The sequence below is a fragment of the Actinokineospora cianjurensis genome (assembly GCF_003663795.1).
In the GTDB taxonomy this organism is placed as follows: domain Bacteria; phylum Actinomycetota; class Actinomycetes; order Mycobacteriales; family Pseudonocardiaceae; genus Actinokineospora; species Actinokineospora terrae.
Map to the genome: position 1 here is coordinate 187,462 of NZ_RCDD01000001.1, position 18,144 is coordinate 205,605.

An 18,144-nucleotide genomic window follows, 5' to 3' on the forward strand; every position below is an offset into this window, starting at 1 on the left:
CCCACGCCCGAAGCGGGTGATACAGCCGTGTCACGCTAGTGGGGTGCTCGCCCGCCTGACCGCCGTCGCCGCCGCCGTCGCCTGCCTGGCCGCGGGCTGTTCGGGTACCGCGCAGCCGCAGCCGAGCAGCAGCCCGGGAGTGCCGACGCTGCGGCCGCAGGTACTGGCCGAGATCCCCCATGACCAGGGCGCTTTCACCCAAGGACTGGAGCTCGTCGACGGCGTCCTCTATGAGGGGACAGGTCTGGAGGGGCGTTCGGAGTTACGGGCGACCGACCCGGCTGACGGGTCGGTGCAAGAGCGGACACAACTGCCGAGTGAGTTCTTCGGCGAGGGCATCACCGTCGTCGGTGACCGGATCTGGCAGATCACCTGGCAGAACGGCGTGGCCATCGAGCGTGACCGGTCGACCCTGGCCGAGCGACGCCGGGTCACCTATGCGGGTGAAGGTTGGGGCATCTGCCACGACGGCACCCGGCTGGTCATGAGCGATGGCACGGACAAGCTGACATTCCGCGACCCGACGACGTTCGCCGCCACGGGTGAGGTGCGGGTGCGCGACGCGCAGGGGCCGGTCGTGAAGCTCAACGAGCTTGAGTGCGTCAACGGCGCCGTCTACGCGAACATCTGGGAGACAGACCGCATCGTCCGGATCGATCCGGCGTCCGGCAGCGTCACCGCGGTGGTGGACCTGACGGGACTGCTCCCCGAGGGGGAACGCACGGGCGCCGACGTGCTGAACGGTATCGCCGCGGTCCCCGGGACCGATGAGTTCATCGTGACCGGGAAGCTGTGGCCGAAGCTGTACCGCGTCCGGTTCGCGACCTCGGGCTAGAGGCCCGAGACTGTCCACTCGACCGGCCGTCAGATCGGCCTCCCGTACGGCAGGATGGAAGACGTGATTCGCAACGGCCCCGCTGATCAGCCGCCGTCCGGCCGCCGCTCGGGCCGGAAGGCGAAGCGGGGCTGGGCGGACGTGTCCCAGCCCAGTTGGCGCGACGACGAACCGCCGACCACCGGCATTCCCCGCCAGAACCCCCAACTCCCGCCGCACGCCCCACACCGGCGCGATCCGCTGCCCCCGCCGCGCACGCGCCGGGTAGAGCCGCCGGAGGAGCCGCGGTACGAGACCTACGGCGACCGTGACCCTGATCGGTACGGGCGTCCCGACAGGTCGTACCGCGACGAGGGGCCGTACCGGGAAGAGCGGGACTACCGCGACGACCGGGGCTACGAAGACCGGAACTACAGGGAAGAGCCGCCGCCAGCGCGCTACCGGGACTCCGGCACTCGATACGAGGAAGAGCCGGGTACGGAGCTAGAGCGGCGGGAAGGGCCACCGCCCGGATACCCCAAGAAGCTGACCGTGACCCGGGTCGCAGCCATGCGCAGCAGGCAGCTGACCTCTCAGGCGATGACCGCGTTCCGCAAGGCCGCGAACGCCGACGGTGCCGACAAGTCCGGGCTGACCTCGCTGACCTACGCGACGATGCTCAACTACGCGGGCGACGCCGCGATGGCGGTCGCGCTGGCGAACACGCTGTTCTTCTCGGCGGCCAGCGGCGAGAGCAAGGGCAAGGTCGCGCTCTACCTGCTGATCACCGTGGCGCCGTTCGCGCTGCTCGCACCGGTGATCGGCCCGCTGCTGGACCGGCTGCAGCGCGGCCGCAGGTTCGCCATGTGCGCCGCGTCGGCCGGTCAGGCGCTGATGTGCGTGATCATGGCGATGCACTTCGACGACTGGATGCTCTACCCGGCCGCGCTGGGGAAGATGGTCCTGTCCAAGTCGTTCACGGTGCTCAAGGCCGCGATCACGCCGAGAGTGCTACCGACCGAGATAACCCTGGCCAAGACCAACGCCCGGTTGACGGTGTTCGGCCTGGCGGCCGGGATGGTGGCCGGGGCCATAGCGGCGTTGTTCCTGAACCTCTTCGATTCACCGGGCGCGTTGTGGTTCACGGTCATCATCTGCGCTGTCGGCGCCGCTCAGGCGCTACGGATCCCGTCGTGGGTTGAGGTAACCGAGGGCGAGGTCCCTGCCTCGATCAGTGCGCGGATGCCGCTACCGACCACGAAACGCAGGCCCATGGGGCGGCAGGTCGTGGTGTCGCTGTGGGGCAACGGGTCGATCCGGGTGCTCACCGGGTTCCTGATGATGTTCGCGGCGTTCGCGGTCCGCGCGCAGAACGAGGCCGAGCCGTTCCAACAGCTCCTCCTGCTGGGTCTTATCGCGGGCGCGGCGGGGCTGGGCAGTTTCGCCGGTAACGCTGTCGGCGCGCGCGTCCACATCGGAAACCACGAGCAGGTGGTGCTGGGCTGCCTCATCGCCGCGTTGGCGACAACGGTGGTGGCCACCCTGACCGCGAGCATCTTCGCCGCGACCATCGTCGGCCTGGTCGGCGCCATCGCGAGCGCGTTGGCCAAGAACAGCCTCGACGCGGTCATCCAGGACGACCTGCCCGAGGAGTCGCGGGCCTCCGCGTTCGGCCGTTCGGAGACCGTCCTGCAACTGGGCTGGGTGTTCGGCGGCGCGGTCGGCGTGCTGCTGCCGCCGATCTGGTGGGTCGGCTTCCTGGTCGTGTCCGTGATGCTGGCCCTCGGCCTGGCGCAGACCCTGGTGAGCCGCCGCGGCGGCAGCCTGATCCCCGGGTTCGGCGGTCAGCGCGCCGCCGACGGGATGGCCGCCGCGCTGCGCCGCTTCCGCCCCGCACCACGGTCGGCGCGGGACGACACGTAGGGTCGCGACGTGCGCAGAGCCATCACCGCCACACTCGCCGTCGCCACCGCCGTGCTCGCGGGTTGCTCCGCTCCCCCGCCGCCGGACGTCACCTTCTACACCGATGGCGAGAGCGTCGTCGCCAGCCCGATGGGGCTGTGCGAGGTCGGCAAGGACACCTGCCTCCAGGACGAGGACGCGGTGGTGACCCTGCCGACCCGCAAGGGCCAGCCGGTGCAGATCTCGGTGTCGTCGCAGGTCGCGAACAGCCCGTGGGGCGTCGTGTTCTCCTACGTCGACCGGGCGGGCCAGCAGCAGGCGGCCAGCAGCAGGCTGATCTCCGACGGGAGCCTCGCCTACACGCTGGTGCCGCCGCCGGACGCGGAACTGCTGATCTACGTCGAGGTGCAGAAGCTGCGCGCCGTGCAGGGCAAGCTGGTCGAGACCGGCATCTGGGGCCTCACGACGCGGCAGCGGGGCTAGTCGGCGGCGGTTTACGGGTCGAGTTCCCTGGCGACCGCGCGGACGACCTCGGAGATCCGCTTGGTGACCTTGCGGTCGGGGTAGCGGCCGCGCTGCAGGTCCGGCTGGACGGTGGACTCCAGCATCTTGATCATGTCCTCGACCAGGCCGTGCAGCTCCTCGGCCGGCCTGCGCCTGGCCTCGACGACGGAGGGCGGCGCGTCGATGAGCCGGACCGAGAGCGCCTGCGGCCCCCGCCGCCCGTCGGCGACCCCGAACTCGATGCGCTGCCCGGCCTTGAGACCGGGGACGCCCTCGGGCAGGGCGGACGCGCGGACGTAGACGTCCTCGCCACCGTCCTGCGTGACGAACCCGAAGCCCTTCTCCGAGTCGTACCACTTGACCTTGCCGGTCGGCACAGCTCTCACCGTTCCCTCGTCATCAGTCCGCCCCGCGCCGAGGGGTCTCCCGCCGCGCAAGACGAACGCGCCCTGGGATCACCCGGGACGCGTCCCCCAAGCCTAAGCCAGTCATCCTGTCGCCTCAGCCCCGCCTGAGCGTTACCGCCGAACCGCAGCGGCTGAGGACGCAACGGTCGAGGCACCTATCCTGTTCCCATGGCGGCCGAAACCCACCCCTCTCGCACCCTCCACGTCGCGTTCGCGCTGTTCGGCGTGGGACTGCTCGCGGTGGTCGCCATCTTCGTGCTGGCCGCCCTCGGCCACACCGCCCCGTGGCTGTGGGCCGTGTCCATGGCCTTCCCCGTGGGCCTCGCTCTCGCCGTCGTCCACGTGGTCCGCCGGCGCTAGCGATAGGTGTTGTCCTGCAAGTCCAGGACAACACCTAGAGGTTACTCAGGTGGGCCTTGAGCCACATAGGAAATTCGGTGAGGTCACGTAGGACCACATCGGCTCCTGCGGCTAGGAGTTCCTCGGCTGTCCTAGGACCGGTCGGCACACCTATGGCGATGGCGTTGGCCGCGTGCGCGCCCGCCACGTCACCCTCGTGGTCGCCTACGTAGACGCCGGCGCCGTGGGCGCGGAGTGCCTCGCCCTTGGCCGTCGACCAGAGTTCGCCGACAAGGGTGTCCACCTGCCACCCGAACTGGGCGAGGTGCTTGGCGGCGTTGGGGCCGTACTTGCCGGTCACGACCAGAGTTCGACCGCCTGCTTCGCGTACCGCTGCCAAAGCGTCACCCGCGCCAGGTAGGGCCACCGTCGAGGGGATGACGATGTCCGGGTAGAGCGCGCGGAAGCGGTCGACCAGCCACGGGATGCGCTCCTCCGGGGCCTCGAAACCCCGGAAGATCATGTCCAGCGGCGGCCCGAGGTTGGCGGCGAAGTACTCGCCGTCGAGGGCCAGGCCGGTCTCGTCGGCGAGCGCGGCCATCGCGGCGACCATGCCGGGACGCGGGTCGATCAGCGTCATGTCCAGGTCGAAGCCGACCGCGAAGCCCTCCACACCACCCAAGCTACCCGCGCCCGAGCAGGTCGACGGCGACCTTGCGCATCTCGACCTTGCGGACCTTCCCGGTCACGGTCATGGGGAACTCGTCGACGACGTGCACGTACCTCGGGATCTTGTAGTGCGCGAGCTTCCCGGTGCAGAACTGGCGCACAGCGTCAGCGTCGAGCGGTACCGCTCCCTCGCGCATGCGGACCCACACCATGAGTTCCTCGCCGTAGCGCTCGTCAGGGACACCGATGACCTGCGCGTCGAGGATGTCCGGGTGGGTGTAGAGGAACTCCTCCACCTCTCGTGGGTAGATGTTCTCCCCACCGCGGATGACCATGTCCTTGATGCGGCCGGTGATCTTCAGGTAGCCGTCGTCGGTCATCACCGCCAGGTCGCCCGTGTGCATCCACCTGGCGCTGTCGATCACCTCGGCGGTCTTCTCCGGCTCGTCCCAGTAGCCCAACATCACTGAGTAGCCCCGCGTGCAGAACTCCCCCGGCTCCCCGCGCGGCACAGTTAGTCCTGTCTCCGGGTCCACGACCTTGACCTCCAGGTGCGGGTGGACCCGCCCGACGGTGGAGACCCGCAGGTCCAGGGCGTCATCGGCCCTGGTCTGGGTGGACACCGGGGAGGTCTCGGTCATGCCGTAGCAGATGGTCACCCCGGTCATCCCCAGTCGATCGATGACCTGCTTCATGACCTCTTCCGGACACGGCGAGCCCGCCATGATCCCGGTGCGCAGCGAACTCAGGTCGAGTCCTCCGACCTCCGCGAGCATCGCGATGAACATCGTCGGAACGCCATAGAGCGACGTACACCGCTCCTCCGCGACCGCGCTAAGAGTTGCCTTGGGATCGAACCCGGGCGCGGGGATCACGATGCAGGCACCGTGCGACGTAGCAGCAAGGTTGCCCATCACCATCCCGAAGCAGTGATAGAAGGGCACGGGGACGCACACCCGGTCCTGCTCGGTGTAAGAGCACAACTCGCCGACGAAGTAGCCGTTGTTGAGGATGTTGTGGTGGGACAGGGTGGCGCCCTTGGGGAAGCCCGTGGTCCCGGACGTGTACTGGATGTTGATCGGGTCGTCCGGTGAGAGCGCTATCGCGGGAAGAGGGTCCCTGTCGGCCACGATCTCGGCCCAGGACTGTTGGCCGATGAAGACAACGTCACAGGCTGGGTCTACCTCGGCGATCATGGCCGCGTAGTCGGAGGTCTTGAAGCTCGGCGCGGAGATGAGCACCCGCACGCCCGCTTGGTCGAGCACGTACTTCAACTCGTGGACCCGGTACGCGGGGTTGATGTTGACGAGGACAGCACCGATCTTGGCGGTGGCGTACTGCACGAAGACCCACTCCGCGCAGTTCGGCGCCCAGATCCCGACCCGATCACCCTTGCCAACTCCGAGCGCGAGCAGCCCTTGCGCCACCGCGTCGACCTCGGCGGCGAGTTCCCGGTAGGTCCACCTTCGACCGGTGGCCCTGTCTACGAGGGCGTCTCGATCTCCGTAAGCGGCGACCGTGCGGTCTAAGTTCTCGCCGATCGTGTCACCGAGCAGCGGGACGGTGGACGTCCCGGACGAGTAGCTGGGCAGCGGCATCGCAGGCTCCTTCCGGCTGTGGGCCAGGTCACCATCCTGCATCGGGGCGGGTGATCCGGACACCCGTGGGCAGCCGGATGCGGAACACTGGGTGTCGTGCGCCTACTGCTGAACCTGATCTGGCTCGTCCTGTGCGGCTTCTGGATGGCCATCGGCTACGTGATCGCGGGCGTCATCTGCTGCGTCCTGATCATCACGATCCCGTTCGGCCTGGCGTCGTTCCGCATCGCGAACTACGCCCTGTGGCCCTTCGGCCGGACCATCGAACCGCGCCGCGAGGCGGGCGCCGCCTCGCTGATCGGCAACGTCATCTGGATCGTCTTCGCGGGCTGGTGGCTGGCCCTCGGCCACATCGTCACCGGCTTCGCGCTGTGCGTCACGATCATCGGCATCCCGCTCGGCATCGCGAACTTCAAGATGATCCCGGTGTCTCTGGTCCCGCTCGGCTCCCGGATCGTGCCTACGGCGTAGGCACGTCCACCCGCCACGGCAGCGGCACCACAAGACAGGGCCCACCGACGAACAGGCCCGCGTCCACGCCGAGAGCCTTACCGTTCGCGTAGAGGTAAGGACCCTCGATCTGCGTTGGTAGGACTCCCAGCTGGTCGGCGATCACACTGTGCCCGTGCACGACCTGCTTACCGCCAAGGGTCGTGAGCAGCTCATCGGCCGCCATCTCCCCCTCCGGGCCACGGAAGGCGTACCGCGTCGTCATGCGCCGCCAGACCTCCCACCACTCGGCGGCGTCATCGGAGTGCAGCACCTCTTGGACGGCCTCGTTGATGCCCGCGATGTCGTCGCCCCACAGCAGGTACTGCGTGGTGTCGGAGTGCATCAGCAGGTGGTCGTCGACCAGCTCGATGACCGGCCGGGTGGTGAGCCACTCGATGTGGTCGTCGGTGAGGGAGTCCTGGTCGGTGTCGATCCCGCCGTTCATGCTCCAGCTGCGGGCGAAGCTGCGCGGCCCGAACTCCGACGGGATCGGGTCGTCGCCGAAGCGGTGCATGCCCAGCAGCAGGATCTCGTGGTTGCCCAGCAGCGCCTCGACCCGGCCGCCCGCGGGCGCCGCCTGCTCGGCCAGGGTGCGGACCAGGTCGATGACACCGATGCCGTCCGGGCCGCGGTCGACGAAGTCACCGAGGAACCACAGGTGGTCGCGGCCACCGGCCCAGTCGCCGTCCGCGGAGACCAGTCCCTCGGCGGCCAGGGCGGTGATCAGTTCCGCGCGGTGCCCGTGGATGTCGCCGACGACGTAGGTCGCCTTCTCCTTCGCCACAGCCACGACCCTAGGGGAGCCACCCCGGCGACGCGCAGCGATGGGTAACCGTGACCGGCGACGACGACTCACCGTGACCATCCTCCTACGAACGAGCTACAAGTCGGGAAACGGATCGGCCGTGTGGCCGACCAGGTCGGCGACCGACCCGATCACCCGGGTCGGCCGGTAGGGGTAGAGCTCGGCGGTCGTGGCGCCGGAGATCCCGGACAGCACCAGGATCGTGCGCAGGCCCGCCTCCAGCCCGCTGCGCACGTCGGTGTCCACCCGGTCGCCGATCATCAGCGTGCTCTCCGAGTGGGCGCCGACCGACCGCAGCGCGGAGCGCATCATCAGCGGGTTCGGCTTGCCGACGTAGTACGGGGCGCGGCCGGTGGCCCGCTCGATCAGCGCGGCGACGGACCCGGTGGCGGGCAGCGAGCCCTCGCGGCTGGGGCCGGTGGCGTCGGGGTTGGTGGCGATGAACCTGGCGCCCGCCTCGACCAGCCGGATGGCCCGGGTGATCGCGGTGAAGCTGTAGGTGCGGGTCTCGCCGAGGACCACGTAGTCCGGGTCGCGGTCGGTGAGCACGTAGCCGATCTCGTGCAGCGCGGTGGTGAGCCCGGCCTCGCCGATCACGAACGCCGACCCGCCGGGGCGCTGGCTGTCCAGGAACTTGGCGGTGGCCAGCGCGGAGGTCCAGATGGCGCTCTCCGGCACGTCGAGCCCGGTGCGCAGCAGCCTGGCCCGCAGGTCGCGGGGGGTGTAGATCGAGTTGTTGGTGAGCACCAGGAACGGGGTCCCGGTCGCGGTCAGCTCGGCGATCAGCGCGTCGGCGCCGGGGATGAGGTGCTCCTCGTGCACCAGGACCCCGTCCATGTCCATCAGGTACGTCCAGCCACCGCTCATGGCGTGAGGCTACCCAGGCGTCTCGACGATGACCTGGGTCGCCTTGACCAGCGCGACCGCCAGCACCCCGGGCGCCAGGCCCATCTCCCGCACCGCCTCCGAGCTCATCAGCGACACCACCCGGTGCGGCCCGCACTGCAACTCGACCTGCGCCATGACGGTGTCGGTGAGCACCGAGGTGACCAGGCCGACGAACCGGTTGCGGGCCGAGCGGCCGACCCCGCTCGGGTCGGGCACCTCGGTGGCCTGCGCCCTGGCGAACTCGGCGAGCGCGACCCCGTCGACGACCTTGCGGCCCGCGCCGTCGGCCTCGGCGGGCAGTTGGCCGTTGTCGATCCAGCGGCGCACCGTGTCGTCGCTGACCCCCAGCAGCCTGGCGGCCTCGACGACCCTGAAGTACGGCATGGGACCGACAGTATCGCCGCAGGCGCGGGACCGGGTGGGGTGCCCGTGTGGACAGTTCCGTGACGCTCGCGGCGGTCGACCCCCGTGTCGGTGACAGCGGCTACCCTGGAACGGGTGACGGCGGCGCGGGTACCCACTCCGGTCGACCTGGGGCTCCCCCGACTCAGGGTGGCGACCCCGGCTCCGGATCGCCCGGACGAGCCGCGGCTGCTCGACCGGTTCGGCCGGGTCGCGACCGACCTGCGGGTGTCGCTGACCGACCGCTGCAACCTGCGCTGCACCTACTGCATGCCCGCCGAGGGCCTGGACTGGATGCCCCGCGGGGAGATGCTCACCGACGGCGAGCTGGGCAGGCTCATCCGGATCGCGGTGGAGCTGCTCGGCGTCACCAACGTGCGGTTCACCGGCGGCGAGCCGACGCTGCGCAAGGGCATCGAGTCGATCATCGCCGACACCGCCGCGCTGGCGCCGCGGCCGCGGATCTCCATGACCACCAACGCGATCGGGCTGGCCAGGAGCGCGGGGCGGCTCGTCAGCGCCGGGCTGGACCGGATCAACGTCTCGCTGGACACGTTGCGGCAGGAGCGCTTCCTGGCGCTGACCCGCCGCGACCGGCTCGACGACGTCCTCGACGGACTGGCCGCGGCCAGGGACGCCGGGCTGACCCCGGTGAAGGTCAACGCCGTGCTCGTGCGCGGCCGCAACGACGACGAGGCCGTTGCGCTGCTGCGGTACTGCCTGGCGCAGGGGTACCAGCTGCGGTTCATCGAGCAGATGCCGCTCGACGCCCAGCACGGGTGGAACCGGGCGGACATGGTCACCGCCGAGGAGATCCTGACCGCGTTGCGCGCGGAGTTCGACCTGGCGCCGAGCCCGGTCCCCCGCGGCGCCGCGCCTGCCGAGCGGTGGCAGGTCGACGGCGGGCCGGGCGAGGTCGGCGTCATCGCCTCGGTCACCCGCCCGTTCTGCGGCGACTGCGACCGCACCAGGCTCACCGCGGACGGGCAGCTGCGCTCGTGCCTGTTCAGCCAGACCGAGACCGACCTGCGCGCGCCGCTGCGGGCAGGCGCGGACGACGAGGAGATCGCCGGGCTGTGGCGCACCGCGATGTGGGGCAAGCTCGCCGGGCACACCATCAACGAGGCCGGTTTCGCGCAGCCGCTGCGGCCGATGAGCGCGATCGGGGGGTAGCTCCATTGGGGCAGGTGACGGTGCGGTATTTCGCGGGCGCGCGCGCGGCCGCGGGCGTGCACGAAGAGAAGGTGCAACTCCCGGACGACTCGACGGTGCAGGACGCGCTGTCCGCCCTCGCGCGGCGGCACGGCAGCGCGCTCGCCCGGGTTCTGCTGGCGGCGAGCTTCCTGGTGGACGGGGTGGCTGTCCGGGACCGGTCCGCGGCACTGCCCGACGGCATCGGGCTCGACGTCCTGCCGCCGTTCGCCGGGGGATGACGCCGTTCCCGGATGGCCCAGTACCCGGAAACGACGTGAGGCAGACCTCACCGACGGTTAATTATCTCGGCCAGGACACGGCGGAGTAACGCGTACGTTTACGAGCCTGACCAGCGAAAAGCGGGAGATCGCGAAAGATAGCAGGGCGTTACTGTGATGACGGTCACGCTCCTCGGAGTTTTCAGATCTTCCCGCGGTTACGTACCGTCGCTTTCGGCTGGCCCCGACCAGCCACCGCACGACCCGAGAGTGCGCCATGCCGAACCCTGTCCGGCGGGCTCCCGGGAACCAACCCCGAGCGAAAGCGATCTCCCGGACAGGGGCGAGGGGCCCGCCGAGCACCTACCCGGTGCGCGGCGCGGCGGCCAGGTCCACCCGGACCCGGTCGGACCGAGGTTCTGGTCCGCACCCGCAGCGCGTGCAGCGCAGGCTTGGGAGGAGAGACCCAAATGTCCTACCGAGGCAAGCACCGCAAGCAGACCGCCACCCAGCGCACCATCGCCCGCGTCCTCGTAGCAGGGGTCGCGGTTGGCGCACCGATGGCGATCGCCGCGTCACCCGCCTCTGCCGACCCGGTGAACTGGGACGCTGTCGCCCAGTGCGAGAGCGGCGGCAACTGGAACATCAACACCGGCAACGGGTACTACGGCGGGTTGCAGTTCACCCCGAGCACCTGGCGGGCCAACGGCGGCACCGGCAGCGCGCACAGCGCCAGCCGCGAGGAGCAGATCCGCGTCGCGGAGAACGTGCTCAAGACCCAGGGCATCGGCGCGTGGCCGGTGTGCGGGAAGAAGTCCGGCGCGAAGTCCGCCGCGGCGCCCAAGAAGGCCGCGACCGCGCCGAAGCAGCAGAGCACGCCGAAGAAGGTCACCACCAAGACGGCGCCCAAGGCCACCCCGAAGGCCGCGCCCGTGACCACCGCCGCACCCGCGGCCGCCGCGGTCACCGCGTCGAACCCCAGCGGCGACTACACCGTCGTCGCAGGCGACACCCTGTCCAAGATCGCGACCCAGCAGGGCGTCGCGGGCGGTTGGCAGGAACTGCACTCCAAGAACAAGGACTTCATCGGCGACCCGGACCTGATCCTGGTCGGCCAGAAGATCGCCACCAAGTAAGACCCGGTGCGCCCGAGCCCCCGCCGCGCGGTTGCGCGGCGGGGGCTCGACCACGTCATCCGGTGGGTCGGGCGGACCCGGCATAGCCTGGCCACATGGGATCTAGACCGTGGATGACCTTGACAGCCGCGGTGCTCGACGCGCCGGACGCGCGCGAGCTGGCGGCGTTCTACCAACGACTGCTCGGCTGGCCCAAGGGCGCCGACGAGCCGGACTGGGTGACCCTGCGCCCGCCGGGTGGCGGCACCGGCCTGTCGTTCCAGAGCGAACCCGGTTACGTACCACCGAAGTGGCCGACCAGGGCGGGCGCGCAGCAGATGATGTCGCATGTGGACATCGAGGTGGCGGATCTCGCCGCGGCTGGGGCGTACGCGGTGTCCGCCGGTGCGGTACTCGCCGAAGTCCAACCACAACAGGGCGTTCGAGTGTACCTCGACCCGGCCGGGCACCCGTTCTGCTTGTGGGTGCGCTAGTCCTCGACGCTCAACAGTCCACTAAGGACATTTGACCCATTCGTCGGTGCCGCTGGCAGAACCGCTGGTGCTTTCAGGTCGGTGGGCGAATGTCGACCTCGCGCGCAGGTTCCGAAGGTCGACCTCCGCGACCTGCTCAGACTCTGTCTCGTGTGGTTGATCTTGAGGTGGGATGGTCTTGGGTGTGGATGGGTTGTCGTTGCGGTTGGTGCCGGACGAGCTGTGGGTGTTCGAGGTCACGGTGCCCACCGCGCATCGGCGGTTCACCGAGTGGACCAAGGCCGGGTCTTGGACCCGTGTCCACCACGCCGTCCTGGACGGACTCGGCCAGCGGGCCATCTCGACGGCCTGGCGTTTCCGCAGGCATCCGGCGTAGCCGCGGAGCGCGACCCGCTAAGGACAGTTGACCCATTCGTCGGTGCCGTCGGTGAAGCGCTGGTGCTTCCAGATCGGCAGGCGGGCCTTGACCTCGTCGACGAGGCGGGCGCAGGTGGTGAAGGCTTGGCCACGGTGTTCGGCGGCCACCGCGCAGGCCAGTGCCACGTCGCCGATGGCGAGTTCGCCGATTCGGTGTGACACCGCGATCGCGTGCACGCCGTCGGCCCGCGCTACCTCGGCCGCCACTTCGGCGATGATCTCCTTGGCGCTGGGGTGGCCCTCGTAGGTGAGGCCCAGCACGCCGCGGCCGCCGTCGTGGTCCCGGACGACGCCCGCGAAGGTGACGACCGCGCCCGCGGAGCGGTGGGCGACCAACTCCTCGTGTTCGGCGACCGAGATGGGGGCGTCGCTGATGTCGGCGCGGAGCACGGCAGCTTGGCGGACCGGGGTCCGTTCGTGGTCGCCGCCCCTTAGTTGGTCGACGGCGTGGTCGAGGACGGGCTCGAGGACGCCGAGGCCGTCGCGGACGCCGCCGGTCGAGCCGGGGAGGTTGACCACGAGGGTGCGGCCCGCGACACCGGCGAGGCCGCGGGACAGCACGGCGGTCGGCACCTTGGGCAGACCGGCGGCGCGGATCGCGTCGGCCAGGCCGGGGACCTCGTGGTCGAGGACGGCGCGGGTGGCCTCGGGGGTGCGGTCGGTCGGGTTGATGCCGGTGCCGCCGGTCGTGATCACCACGTCGACGCCGTCGGTGACCGCCGCGCGCAGGGCCTGCTCGACCGGCGCGCCATCGGCGACGACCACCGGGTCCGGGGTCTGGTAGCCGCGGCCGCGCAGCCAGGCCGCGATCACCGGGCCGGTGCGGTCGTCGTACACCCCGGTCGCCGCCCGGTTGGACGCGGTGATGACCCTGGCCGTGCGCTCGGTCATGGTGTGTCCCTGTTCCAGGTGCCGGACTTGCCGCCGTCCTTGCGGTCGAGCCGCACCGCGTCCAGCACGGCGGCCGGGTCGACCGCCTTGATCATGTCGTGCAGGGTCAGCCCGGCGACGGCGACGGCGGTCAGCGCCTCCATCTCCACCCCGGTCTGCCCGGTGGTGCGGACGGTCGCGGTGATGGTGACCTCGCGCTCACCCAGGTCGAGCGCGACGGTGACGCCGGAGAGCGGCAGCGGGTGGCACAGCGGGATCAACTCCGGCGTCCGCTTGGCGCCCATGATGCCCGCGAGCCGCGCCGTCGCCAGCGCGTCGCCCTTGGGCAGCCCGTCGCGGCGCAACAGTGCGACGACCTCCGCGGTGGTGCGGACGACGCCGCTGGCCACCGCGGTGCGCGCGGTCACCGCCTTGGCGGAGACGTCGACCATCCGCGCGGTCCCGGCGGCGTCCACATGGCTGAGTTCACCCACGTGGCCGATGCTAGTCAGGCTTGGGCCGCCTTGCGGACCGCCTCGGCGACCGCGGGGGCCACCGCGGCGTCGAACACGCTCGGCACGATGAACGACGGGTTGAGCCGCTCGCCCTCGACGATGTCGGCGAGCGCGTCGGCCGCGGCCAGCAGCATCGGGTCGGTGATCGTCCTGGCCTGCGCGTCGAGCAGGCCGCGGAACACGCCGGGGAAGGCGAGCACGTTGTTGATCTGGTTCGGGTAGTCGGACCGGCCGGTGGCGACCACGGCCGCGTGCCGCTGCGCCTCGAGCGGGTCGATCTCCGGGTCCGGGTTGGCCAGCGCGAACACCACGGCGTCCTCGGCCATCGTCGCGACCTGCTCGGCGCCGAACAGGTTGGGCGCCGACACCCCGATGAACACGTCCGCACCGACCAGCGCGTCGTGCAACCGGCCGGTCTTGTTGTGCCGGTTGGTGTTCTGCGCGACCCAGGCCAGGTTCGTGTCCATGCCCTCGCGACCGCGATCCACGATGCCATCGATGTCGACGGCGACCACATCAGCCGGTCCGCGCTGCAACAGGAGCCGGATGATCGCACTGCCCGCGGCGCCGACACCGCAGACCACGATGGTGCAATCGGCGATGTCCTTGCCCACGACCCGCAACGCGTTGCGCAGAGCGGCGACGACGCAGATCGCGGTGCCGTGCTGGTCGTCGTGGAACACCGGGATGTCGAGCTTCTCGCGCAACCGGGCCTCGATCTCGAAGCACCTCGGCGCCGCGATGTCCTCCAGGTTGATACCGCCGTAGACGGGAGCGATCAGCTCCACCGCCCGGATGATCTCCTCGGTGTCCTGGGTGTCCAGGCACACCGGCCACGCGTCGACCCCGGCGAACTTCTTGAACAGCGCCGCCTTGCCCTCCATCACCGGCAGCGCGGCGGCCGGGCCCAGGTTGCCCAGACCGAGCACAGCAGACCCGTCGGTGACGACCGCGACGGTGTTGCGCTTGATGGTCAGGCGGCGCGCGTCGTCCGGGTTCTCCGCGATGGCCTGGCAGATGCGGGCGACACCCGGGGTGTAGGCGCGGGAGAGGTCATCGCGGTTGCGCAGCGCCACCTTCGCCGTGACCTCGATCTTGCCCCCGAGGTGCATCAGGAACGTCCGGTCCGACACCTTGCGGACCACGACCCCCGGCAACCCCTCGAGCGCCGTCGTGATGTCCCGCGCGTGGTTGGCCGACATGGCGTTGCAGGTGATGTCGACCACCACCCGATCGGTGTGCGAGTCCACCACGTCGAACGCGGTGATCACCCCACCGACCCGCCCGACCGCGCTGGTCAGGTCCCCCGCCGCGCTGGCACTCGGCGGAGCCTCCACCCGGACGGTGATCGAGTAGCCGGGACCGGGGACGGGCATGCGGTTCACTCCCGAAAGGACGGCATTCACAGAATCGCAGTGAGCCTAGCCCTGGTCCGGGTGCGCCCACATCCGGGTGATCTCCACTGTTCACAGAACTTCCCGCCCGGGCTCCGGTTGTGGTTTTGCCCGGTCACGAGACCGACTTGCCGCCGCTGCGATCTTGCTCGGCTGGCGGTGTAACGCTGACCTGGGGATCTTGGTTGACCGGGTGCCTCAGATTCACCCGGTCCAGCGACAGAAGTTATCCACATCTGGATCTTCGGGGGGCCGGTTTCACGATCGCCTGTCGGGGGGTACCGATAGACTGGCACAGGGACGCCCCCCGGAGTGGGTGGGGGCTGGGCAGGGTCGGGACTGCGCGCGCGAGTGGCTTGAAGAGGGCGTGGGGGCGGCTAGAGCCGCGAGGGCGGCAAGAGGGCCGGGGGCGACCAGGGGTCGCGTTGAGCGAGGGTCGCCAGCAAACCTTGTTAGGTGGGCGCGCTTGGGATAGCGCTGACCCTCGTCGGTCTACCGGACGCGCTGCACAAAGACCACCAGGCACCCCCGCGGGGAGTGCCCGGAGAGACCGCAGGTGGGGCTAGCGGTTGATCTCGGTGGTCGGGTGGACGTACGGGGTGGTGTCCAGGGGGAAGGTCGTGTTGCCGAAGGGGGAGAGGGCACCCTGGCGGTCCGAGGTGAGCTCGGTGACCGGGTGCGAGCCGTTGTCGTCGTCGCCGATCCAGGTGGGGTCTACGCGGTCGGGCTTGGTGGTTTTGGCCACGGGAACTCCTCGGGTGACGAAAGTGCTCGCCTGCTGAGGTTACTCGACGGTGGTGCCGTATACCGTGGTCAGGGTGTCCGGCACCACGCTCACCGACTGGCTCCGCGCGCGGGACGACGAGGCGCTCGGCGCCGTGTTGCGGGCCCGGCCCGATCTCGCCACGCCCCGACCGGCCAATACCGGGGTGTTGGCGGCCCGGGCGGCGACCAGGGCGTCGGTCGCCAGGGTCGCCGAGGGGCTCGACACGTTCACCCTCGCGGTGCTCGACGCGCTGCTGGCGGCCGGGGCCGACCGAGCGCCGGTGCCCCTCACGGCACTCGACGTCGGCGCCCCCGCGCAGCGGGTCAAGGCCGCGGTGGGGCAGCTGCGGCGCCTCGCGATCGCCTGGGGTGAGGACGGCGGTATCGCGCTGGTGCCCGCCGCGCGGGAAGCCGGGGGCTTGTTCCCCACCGGGCTGGGTCGCCCCTCCCCCGCACTCGACGACGTCGACGTGCCCGCTGCCGTGGCCGCGCTCCCCGAGGACGAGCGGGACGTGCTGGAGCGCCTGGCGAGCAACGGTCCCATCGGCAACACCCGGGACGCCGCGGCGGTCCTGCCGCTGGAGCAGGCCCGCACCCCCGTCCAGCGCCTGCTCGCCCGCCACCTGCTGACCAGGGTCGACGCGACGACGGTCGAGCTCCCCCGCCAGGTCGGCGTCGCCGTGCGACCGGCGGCAGTGGTGGTGGTCGAGGAACCCAAGCCCAAGACCAAGGCGCACAAGGCGGTCGACTCCACCGCGGCCGGAGCGGCGCTCGAGTTCCTCCGGCACACCCAGACGGTGCTGCGGATGTGGTCGCAGGACCCGGCGCCGGTGCTGAAGTCCGGCGGGTTGGGCGTGCGGGACCTGCGGAAGCTGACCAAGGCGCTGGACGTCAGCGAGCGGCACGGGGTGCTGCTGGTCGAGGTGGCCGTCGCGGCGTCGCTGGTGGTGGACAACGAGGCGGCGACGCCGGAGTACGTGCCGACCACGCACGCCGACACCTGGTTGGTGGCGAGCCCGGCCAACCAGTGGGCCGCCGTCGCCGCCGCGTGGCTGGACCTGCCGCGGCTGCCGGGGATCGGCGGGCTGCGGGACGCGAAGGAGCGGCTGCTCGCGCCGTTGTCGGAGGACCTGCGCCGCCCGGTCGCGCCGTTGGAGCGGGCGCGGGTGCTGCACACGTTGGCGGACCTCAAGCCGGGCACCGGGATCGTCGACCCGGACGAATTGGCGGCGCTGCTCGCGTGGCGCGCGCCGCGGCGGGGTGGACGGCTGCGCGACGAGATCGTCCGCTGGACCCTGGAGGAGGCGACGTCGCTTGGCCTTGTCGCGCACGGCGCGCTAACCGGGGCAGGCCGCACGTTGCTCGAAGAGGGCACGGCCGCGGCCGCGAAGCGGATGGCCGAGGCGATGCCGGAGCCGATCGACCACGTGCTGGTGCAGGCCGACCTGACCGTGGTCGCGCCCGGCCCGCTGGAACCGCACCTGGCCGCCCAGATCAACCAGGTCGCCGACGTGGAGTCCGCGGGTAGCGCCACCGTCTACCGGGTCGGCGAGTCCTCGCTGCGGCGCGCGCTGGACGCGGGCCAGACCGCGGGCGACCTGCACGAGCTGTTCCGGGCGCACTCCAAGACCCCGGTGCCGCAGTCGCTGACGTACATGATCGACGACGTCGCCCGCCGCCACGGCAGGCTGCGCGGCGGCGCCACCGCGTCGTTCCTGCGCTGCGACGACCCGGCGCTGATCGCCGAGGTCGCGGCCAGCCCGGCCGCCGCGGCGCTGCGGCTGCGCAAGATCGCGCCGACGGTGCTGGTCAGCCCGGTGCCGCTGCTGGAGATCCTCGACGAACTGCGCGCCGCGGGCTTCACCCCGGCCGCCGAGGACAGCGCGGGCCAGGTGGTCGACCTGCGCCCCACCGGCCGCCGGGTCCAGGCCGCGGTCCGCGCCGTGCGCCGGGTGGCCACCAAGGCCCCCGACGACGACCAGCTCAGCGACATCATCGCCGGTATGCGCGCCGGTGACCGCGCCGCCGACAGCAAGCGCGGCCGCTCCATCGCCGCGTCGAGCACGAACACCGCCGACACCCTCGCCCTGCTGCACCAGGCCATCCACGCCAACCAGACGGTGTGGGTCGGCATGGTCGACGCCAACGGCGTGGCCAGCGAGCGCGTCCTGGTCCCGAACCGGATCGGCGGCGGCGTCCTGGAGGGCACCGACCCGGACACCCAGTCGCCGACCCGCGTCCCCCTGCACCGCATCACCCGCGCGGACCTGGTCGAGCAGAGCGCTTGACCGGTCAGGCACCACCAGCGCGGACACCGGTGACCAGCGCGGACATGGCCAACG

The 18,144-nt window shown here is 70.8% G+C and carries 21 protein-coding genes; 11 read left to right on the forward strand and 10 right to left on the reverse strand.

Annotation, left to right across the window (positions count from 1 at the left end):
• Nucleotides 1-43 precede the first annotated feature (43 nt).
• From CLV68_RS00840 to CLV68_RS00850, 3 genes are read left to right on the forward strand one after another with little or no spacing between them, the layout of a single operon-like run.
• Nucleotides 44-835: a glutaminyl-peptide cyclotransferase gene (locus CLV68_RS00840; protein WP_246009614.1), complete on the forward strand. Its 792-nt coding sequence runs from the start codon at nt 44-46 to the stop codon at nt 833-835.
• A gap of 54 nt (nt 836-889) precedes the next feature.
• The gene (locus tag CLV68_RS00845) at nt 890-2,737 is read left to right on the forward strand and encodes an MFS transporter (protein ID WP_121388745.1); all 1,848 of its coding nucleotides are present in this window, start codon (nt 890-892) and stop codon (nt 2,735-2,737) included.
• Nucleotides 2,738-2,746: 9 nt separating this feature from the next.
• Nucleotides 2,747-3,199: a DUF2771 family protein gene (locus CLV68_RS00850; RefSeq protein ID WP_092779539.1), complete on the forward strand. Its 453-nt coding sequence runs from the start codon at nt 2,747-2,749 to the stop codon at nt 3,197-3,199.
• Nucleotides 3,200-3,210: 11 nt separating this feature from the next.
• On the opposite strand, the gene CLV68_RS00855 is transcribed toward CLV68_RS00850, so the two are convergent.
• Nucleotides 3,211-3,597 (reverse strand): cold-shock protein, encoded by a 387-nt coding sequence (locus tag CLV68_RS00855; protein WP_092779537.1) that lies wholly within the window; start codon nt 3,595-3,597, stop codon nt 3,211-3,213.
• Between the two features lie 198 nt (nt 3,598-3,795).
• On the opposite strand from CLV68_RS00855, the gene CLV68_RS00860 reads away from it, so the two are divergent.
• Entirely contained in the window at nt 3,796-3,987 is a 192-nt protein-coding gene (locus tag CLV68_RS00860) for a hypothetical protein (RefSeq protein ID WP_121388746.1), read from the forward strand.
• 34 nt (nt 3,988-4,021) lie between these two features.
• Here the strand turns inward: CLV68_RS00860 and CLV68_RS00865 are convergent, their stop codons facing one another.
• Both CLV68_RS00865 and CLV68_RS00870 read right to left on the reverse strand, forming a co-directional pair.
• Complete coding sequence (locus CLV68_RS00865) at nt 4,022-4,639, reverse strand: HAD family hydrolase (RefSeq protein ID WP_281274620.1); 618 nt, start codon at nt 4,637-4,639, stop codon at nt 4,022-4,024.
• A gap of 10 nt (nt 4,640-4,649) precedes the next feature.
• A complete protein-coding gene (locus CLV68_RS00870; protein ID WP_121390865.1) occupies nt 4,650-6,233 on the reverse strand; it encodes an AMP-binding protein in 1,584 nt (527 codons plus the stop codon).
• Nucleotides 6,234-6,329: 96 nt separating this feature from the next.
• On the opposite strand from CLV68_RS00870, the gene CLV68_RS00875 reads away from it, so the two are divergent.
• A complete protein-coding gene (locus CLV68_RS00875) occupies nt 6,330-6,704 on the forward strand; it encodes a YccF domain-containing protein (protein WP_121388747.1) in 375 nt (124 codons plus the stop codon).
• Here CLV68_RS00875 and CLV68_RS00880 read toward each other — a convergent pair.
• From CLV68_RS00880 to CLV68_RS00890, 3 genes are all read right to left on the reverse strand, one after another.
• The gene (locus CLV68_RS00880) at nt 6,694-7,515 is read right to left on the reverse strand and encodes a metallophosphoesterase (RefSeq protein WP_425454808.1); all 822 of its coding nucleotides are present in this window, start codon (nt 7,513-7,515) and stop codon (nt 6,694-6,696) included. The genes CLV68_RS00875 and CLV68_RS00880 overlap by 11 nt on opposite strands.
• A 90-nt stretch (nt 7,516-7,605) precedes the next feature.
• Nucleotides 7,606-8,397, reverse strand: coding sequence for an HAD-IIA family hydrolase (locus tag CLV68_RS00885; RefSeq protein ID WP_121388749.1), 792 nt, complete (start codon nt 8,395-8,397; stop codon nt 7,606-7,608).
• Between the two features lie 9 nt (nt 8,398-8,406).
• Nucleotides 8,407-8,802: a TOBE domain-containing protein gene (locus CLV68_RS00890; protein WP_092779524.1), complete on the reverse strand. Its 396-nt coding sequence runs from the start codon at nt 8,800-8,802 to the stop codon at nt 8,407-8,409.
• 147 nt (nt 8,803-8,949) lie between these two features.
• Between CLV68_RS00890 and moaA the strand changes: the two genes are divergently transcribed.
• The 5 genes from moaA to CLV68_RS00915 all read left to right on the forward strand — a co-directional run bounded on the left by moaA (nt 8,950) and on the right by CLV68_RS00915 (nt 12,217).
• Nucleotides 8,950-9,993 (forward strand): GTP 3',8-cyclase MoaA, encoded by a 1,044-nt coding sequence (moaA, locus tag CLV68_RS00895; RefSeq protein WP_425454835.1) that lies wholly within the window; start codon nt 8,950-8,952, stop codon nt 9,991-9,993.
• Nucleotides 9,994-10,007: 14 nt separating this feature from the next.
• A complete protein-coding gene (locus CLV68_RS00900) occupies nt 10,008-10,253 on the forward strand; it encodes a MoaD/ThiS family protein (RefSeq protein ID WP_281274621.1) in 246 nt (81 codons plus the stop codon).
• A 449-nt stretch (nt 10,254-10,702) separates the two neighbouring features.
• Complete coding sequence (locus CLV68_RS00905; protein WP_121388751.1) at nt 10,703-11,368, forward strand: LysM peptidoglycan-binding domain-containing protein; 666 nt, start codon at nt 10,703-10,705, stop codon at nt 11,366-11,368.
• Nucleotides 11,369-11,481: 113 nt separating this feature from the next.
• Nucleotides 11,482-11,841 (forward strand): VOC family protein, encoded by a 360-nt coding sequence (locus CLV68_RS00910; protein ID WP_121388752.1) that lies wholly within the window; start codon nt 11,482-11,484, stop codon nt 11,839-11,841.
• Nucleotides 11,842-12,013: 172 nt separating this feature from the next.
• Entirely contained in the window at nt 12,014-12,217 is a 204-nt protein-coding gene (locus tag CLV68_RS00915; protein ID WP_121388753.1) for a hypothetical protein, read from the forward strand.
• A gap of 17 nt (nt 12,218-12,234) precedes the next feature.
• Here the strand turns inward: CLV68_RS00915 and CLV68_RS00920 are convergent, their stop codons facing one another.
• The 4 genes from CLV68_RS00920 to CLV68_RS00935 all read right to left on the reverse strand — a co-directional run bounded on the left by CLV68_RS00920 (nt 12,235) and on the right by CLV68_RS00935 (nt 15,782).
• Complete coding sequence (locus CLV68_RS00920; RefSeq protein ID WP_121388754.1) at nt 12,235-13,149, reverse strand: molybdenum cofactor biosynthesis protein MoaE; 915 nt, start codon at nt 13,147-13,149, stop codon at nt 12,235-12,237.
• On the reverse strand, nt 13,146-13,622 hold the full coding sequence (gene moaC / locus CLV68_RS00925) for a cyclic pyranopterin monophosphate synthase MoaC (RefSeq protein WP_121388755.1): 477 nt from the start codon (nt 13,620-13,622) through the stop codon (nt 13,146-13,148). Before moaC ends, CLV68_RS00920 begins: the two co-directional genes overlap by 4 nt.
• A gap of 14 nt (nt 13,623-13,636) precedes the next feature.
• On the reverse strand, nt 13,637-15,019 hold the full coding sequence (locus CLV68_RS00930) for an NAD-dependent malic enzyme (RefSeq protein WP_121390867.1): 1,383 nt from the start codon (nt 15,017-15,019) through the stop codon (nt 13,637-13,639).
• Between the two features lie 580 nt (nt 15,020-15,599).
• The gene (locus tag CLV68_RS00935) at nt 15,600-15,782 is read right to left on the reverse strand and encodes a hypothetical protein (RefSeq protein WP_121388756.1); all 183 of its coding nucleotides are present in this window, start codon (nt 15,780-15,782) and stop codon (nt 15,600-15,602) included.
• Nucleotides 15,783-15,855: 73 nt separating this feature from the next.
• Here CLV68_RS00935 and CLV68_RS00940 point away from each other — a divergent pair, with 73 nt between their 5' ends.
• A complete protein-coding gene (locus CLV68_RS00940; RefSeq protein WP_121390868.1) occupies nt 15,856-18,090 on the forward strand; it encodes a helicase-associated domain-containing protein in 2,235 nt (744 codons plus the stop codon).
• Nucleotides 18,091-18,144 lie beyond the last annotated feature (54 nt).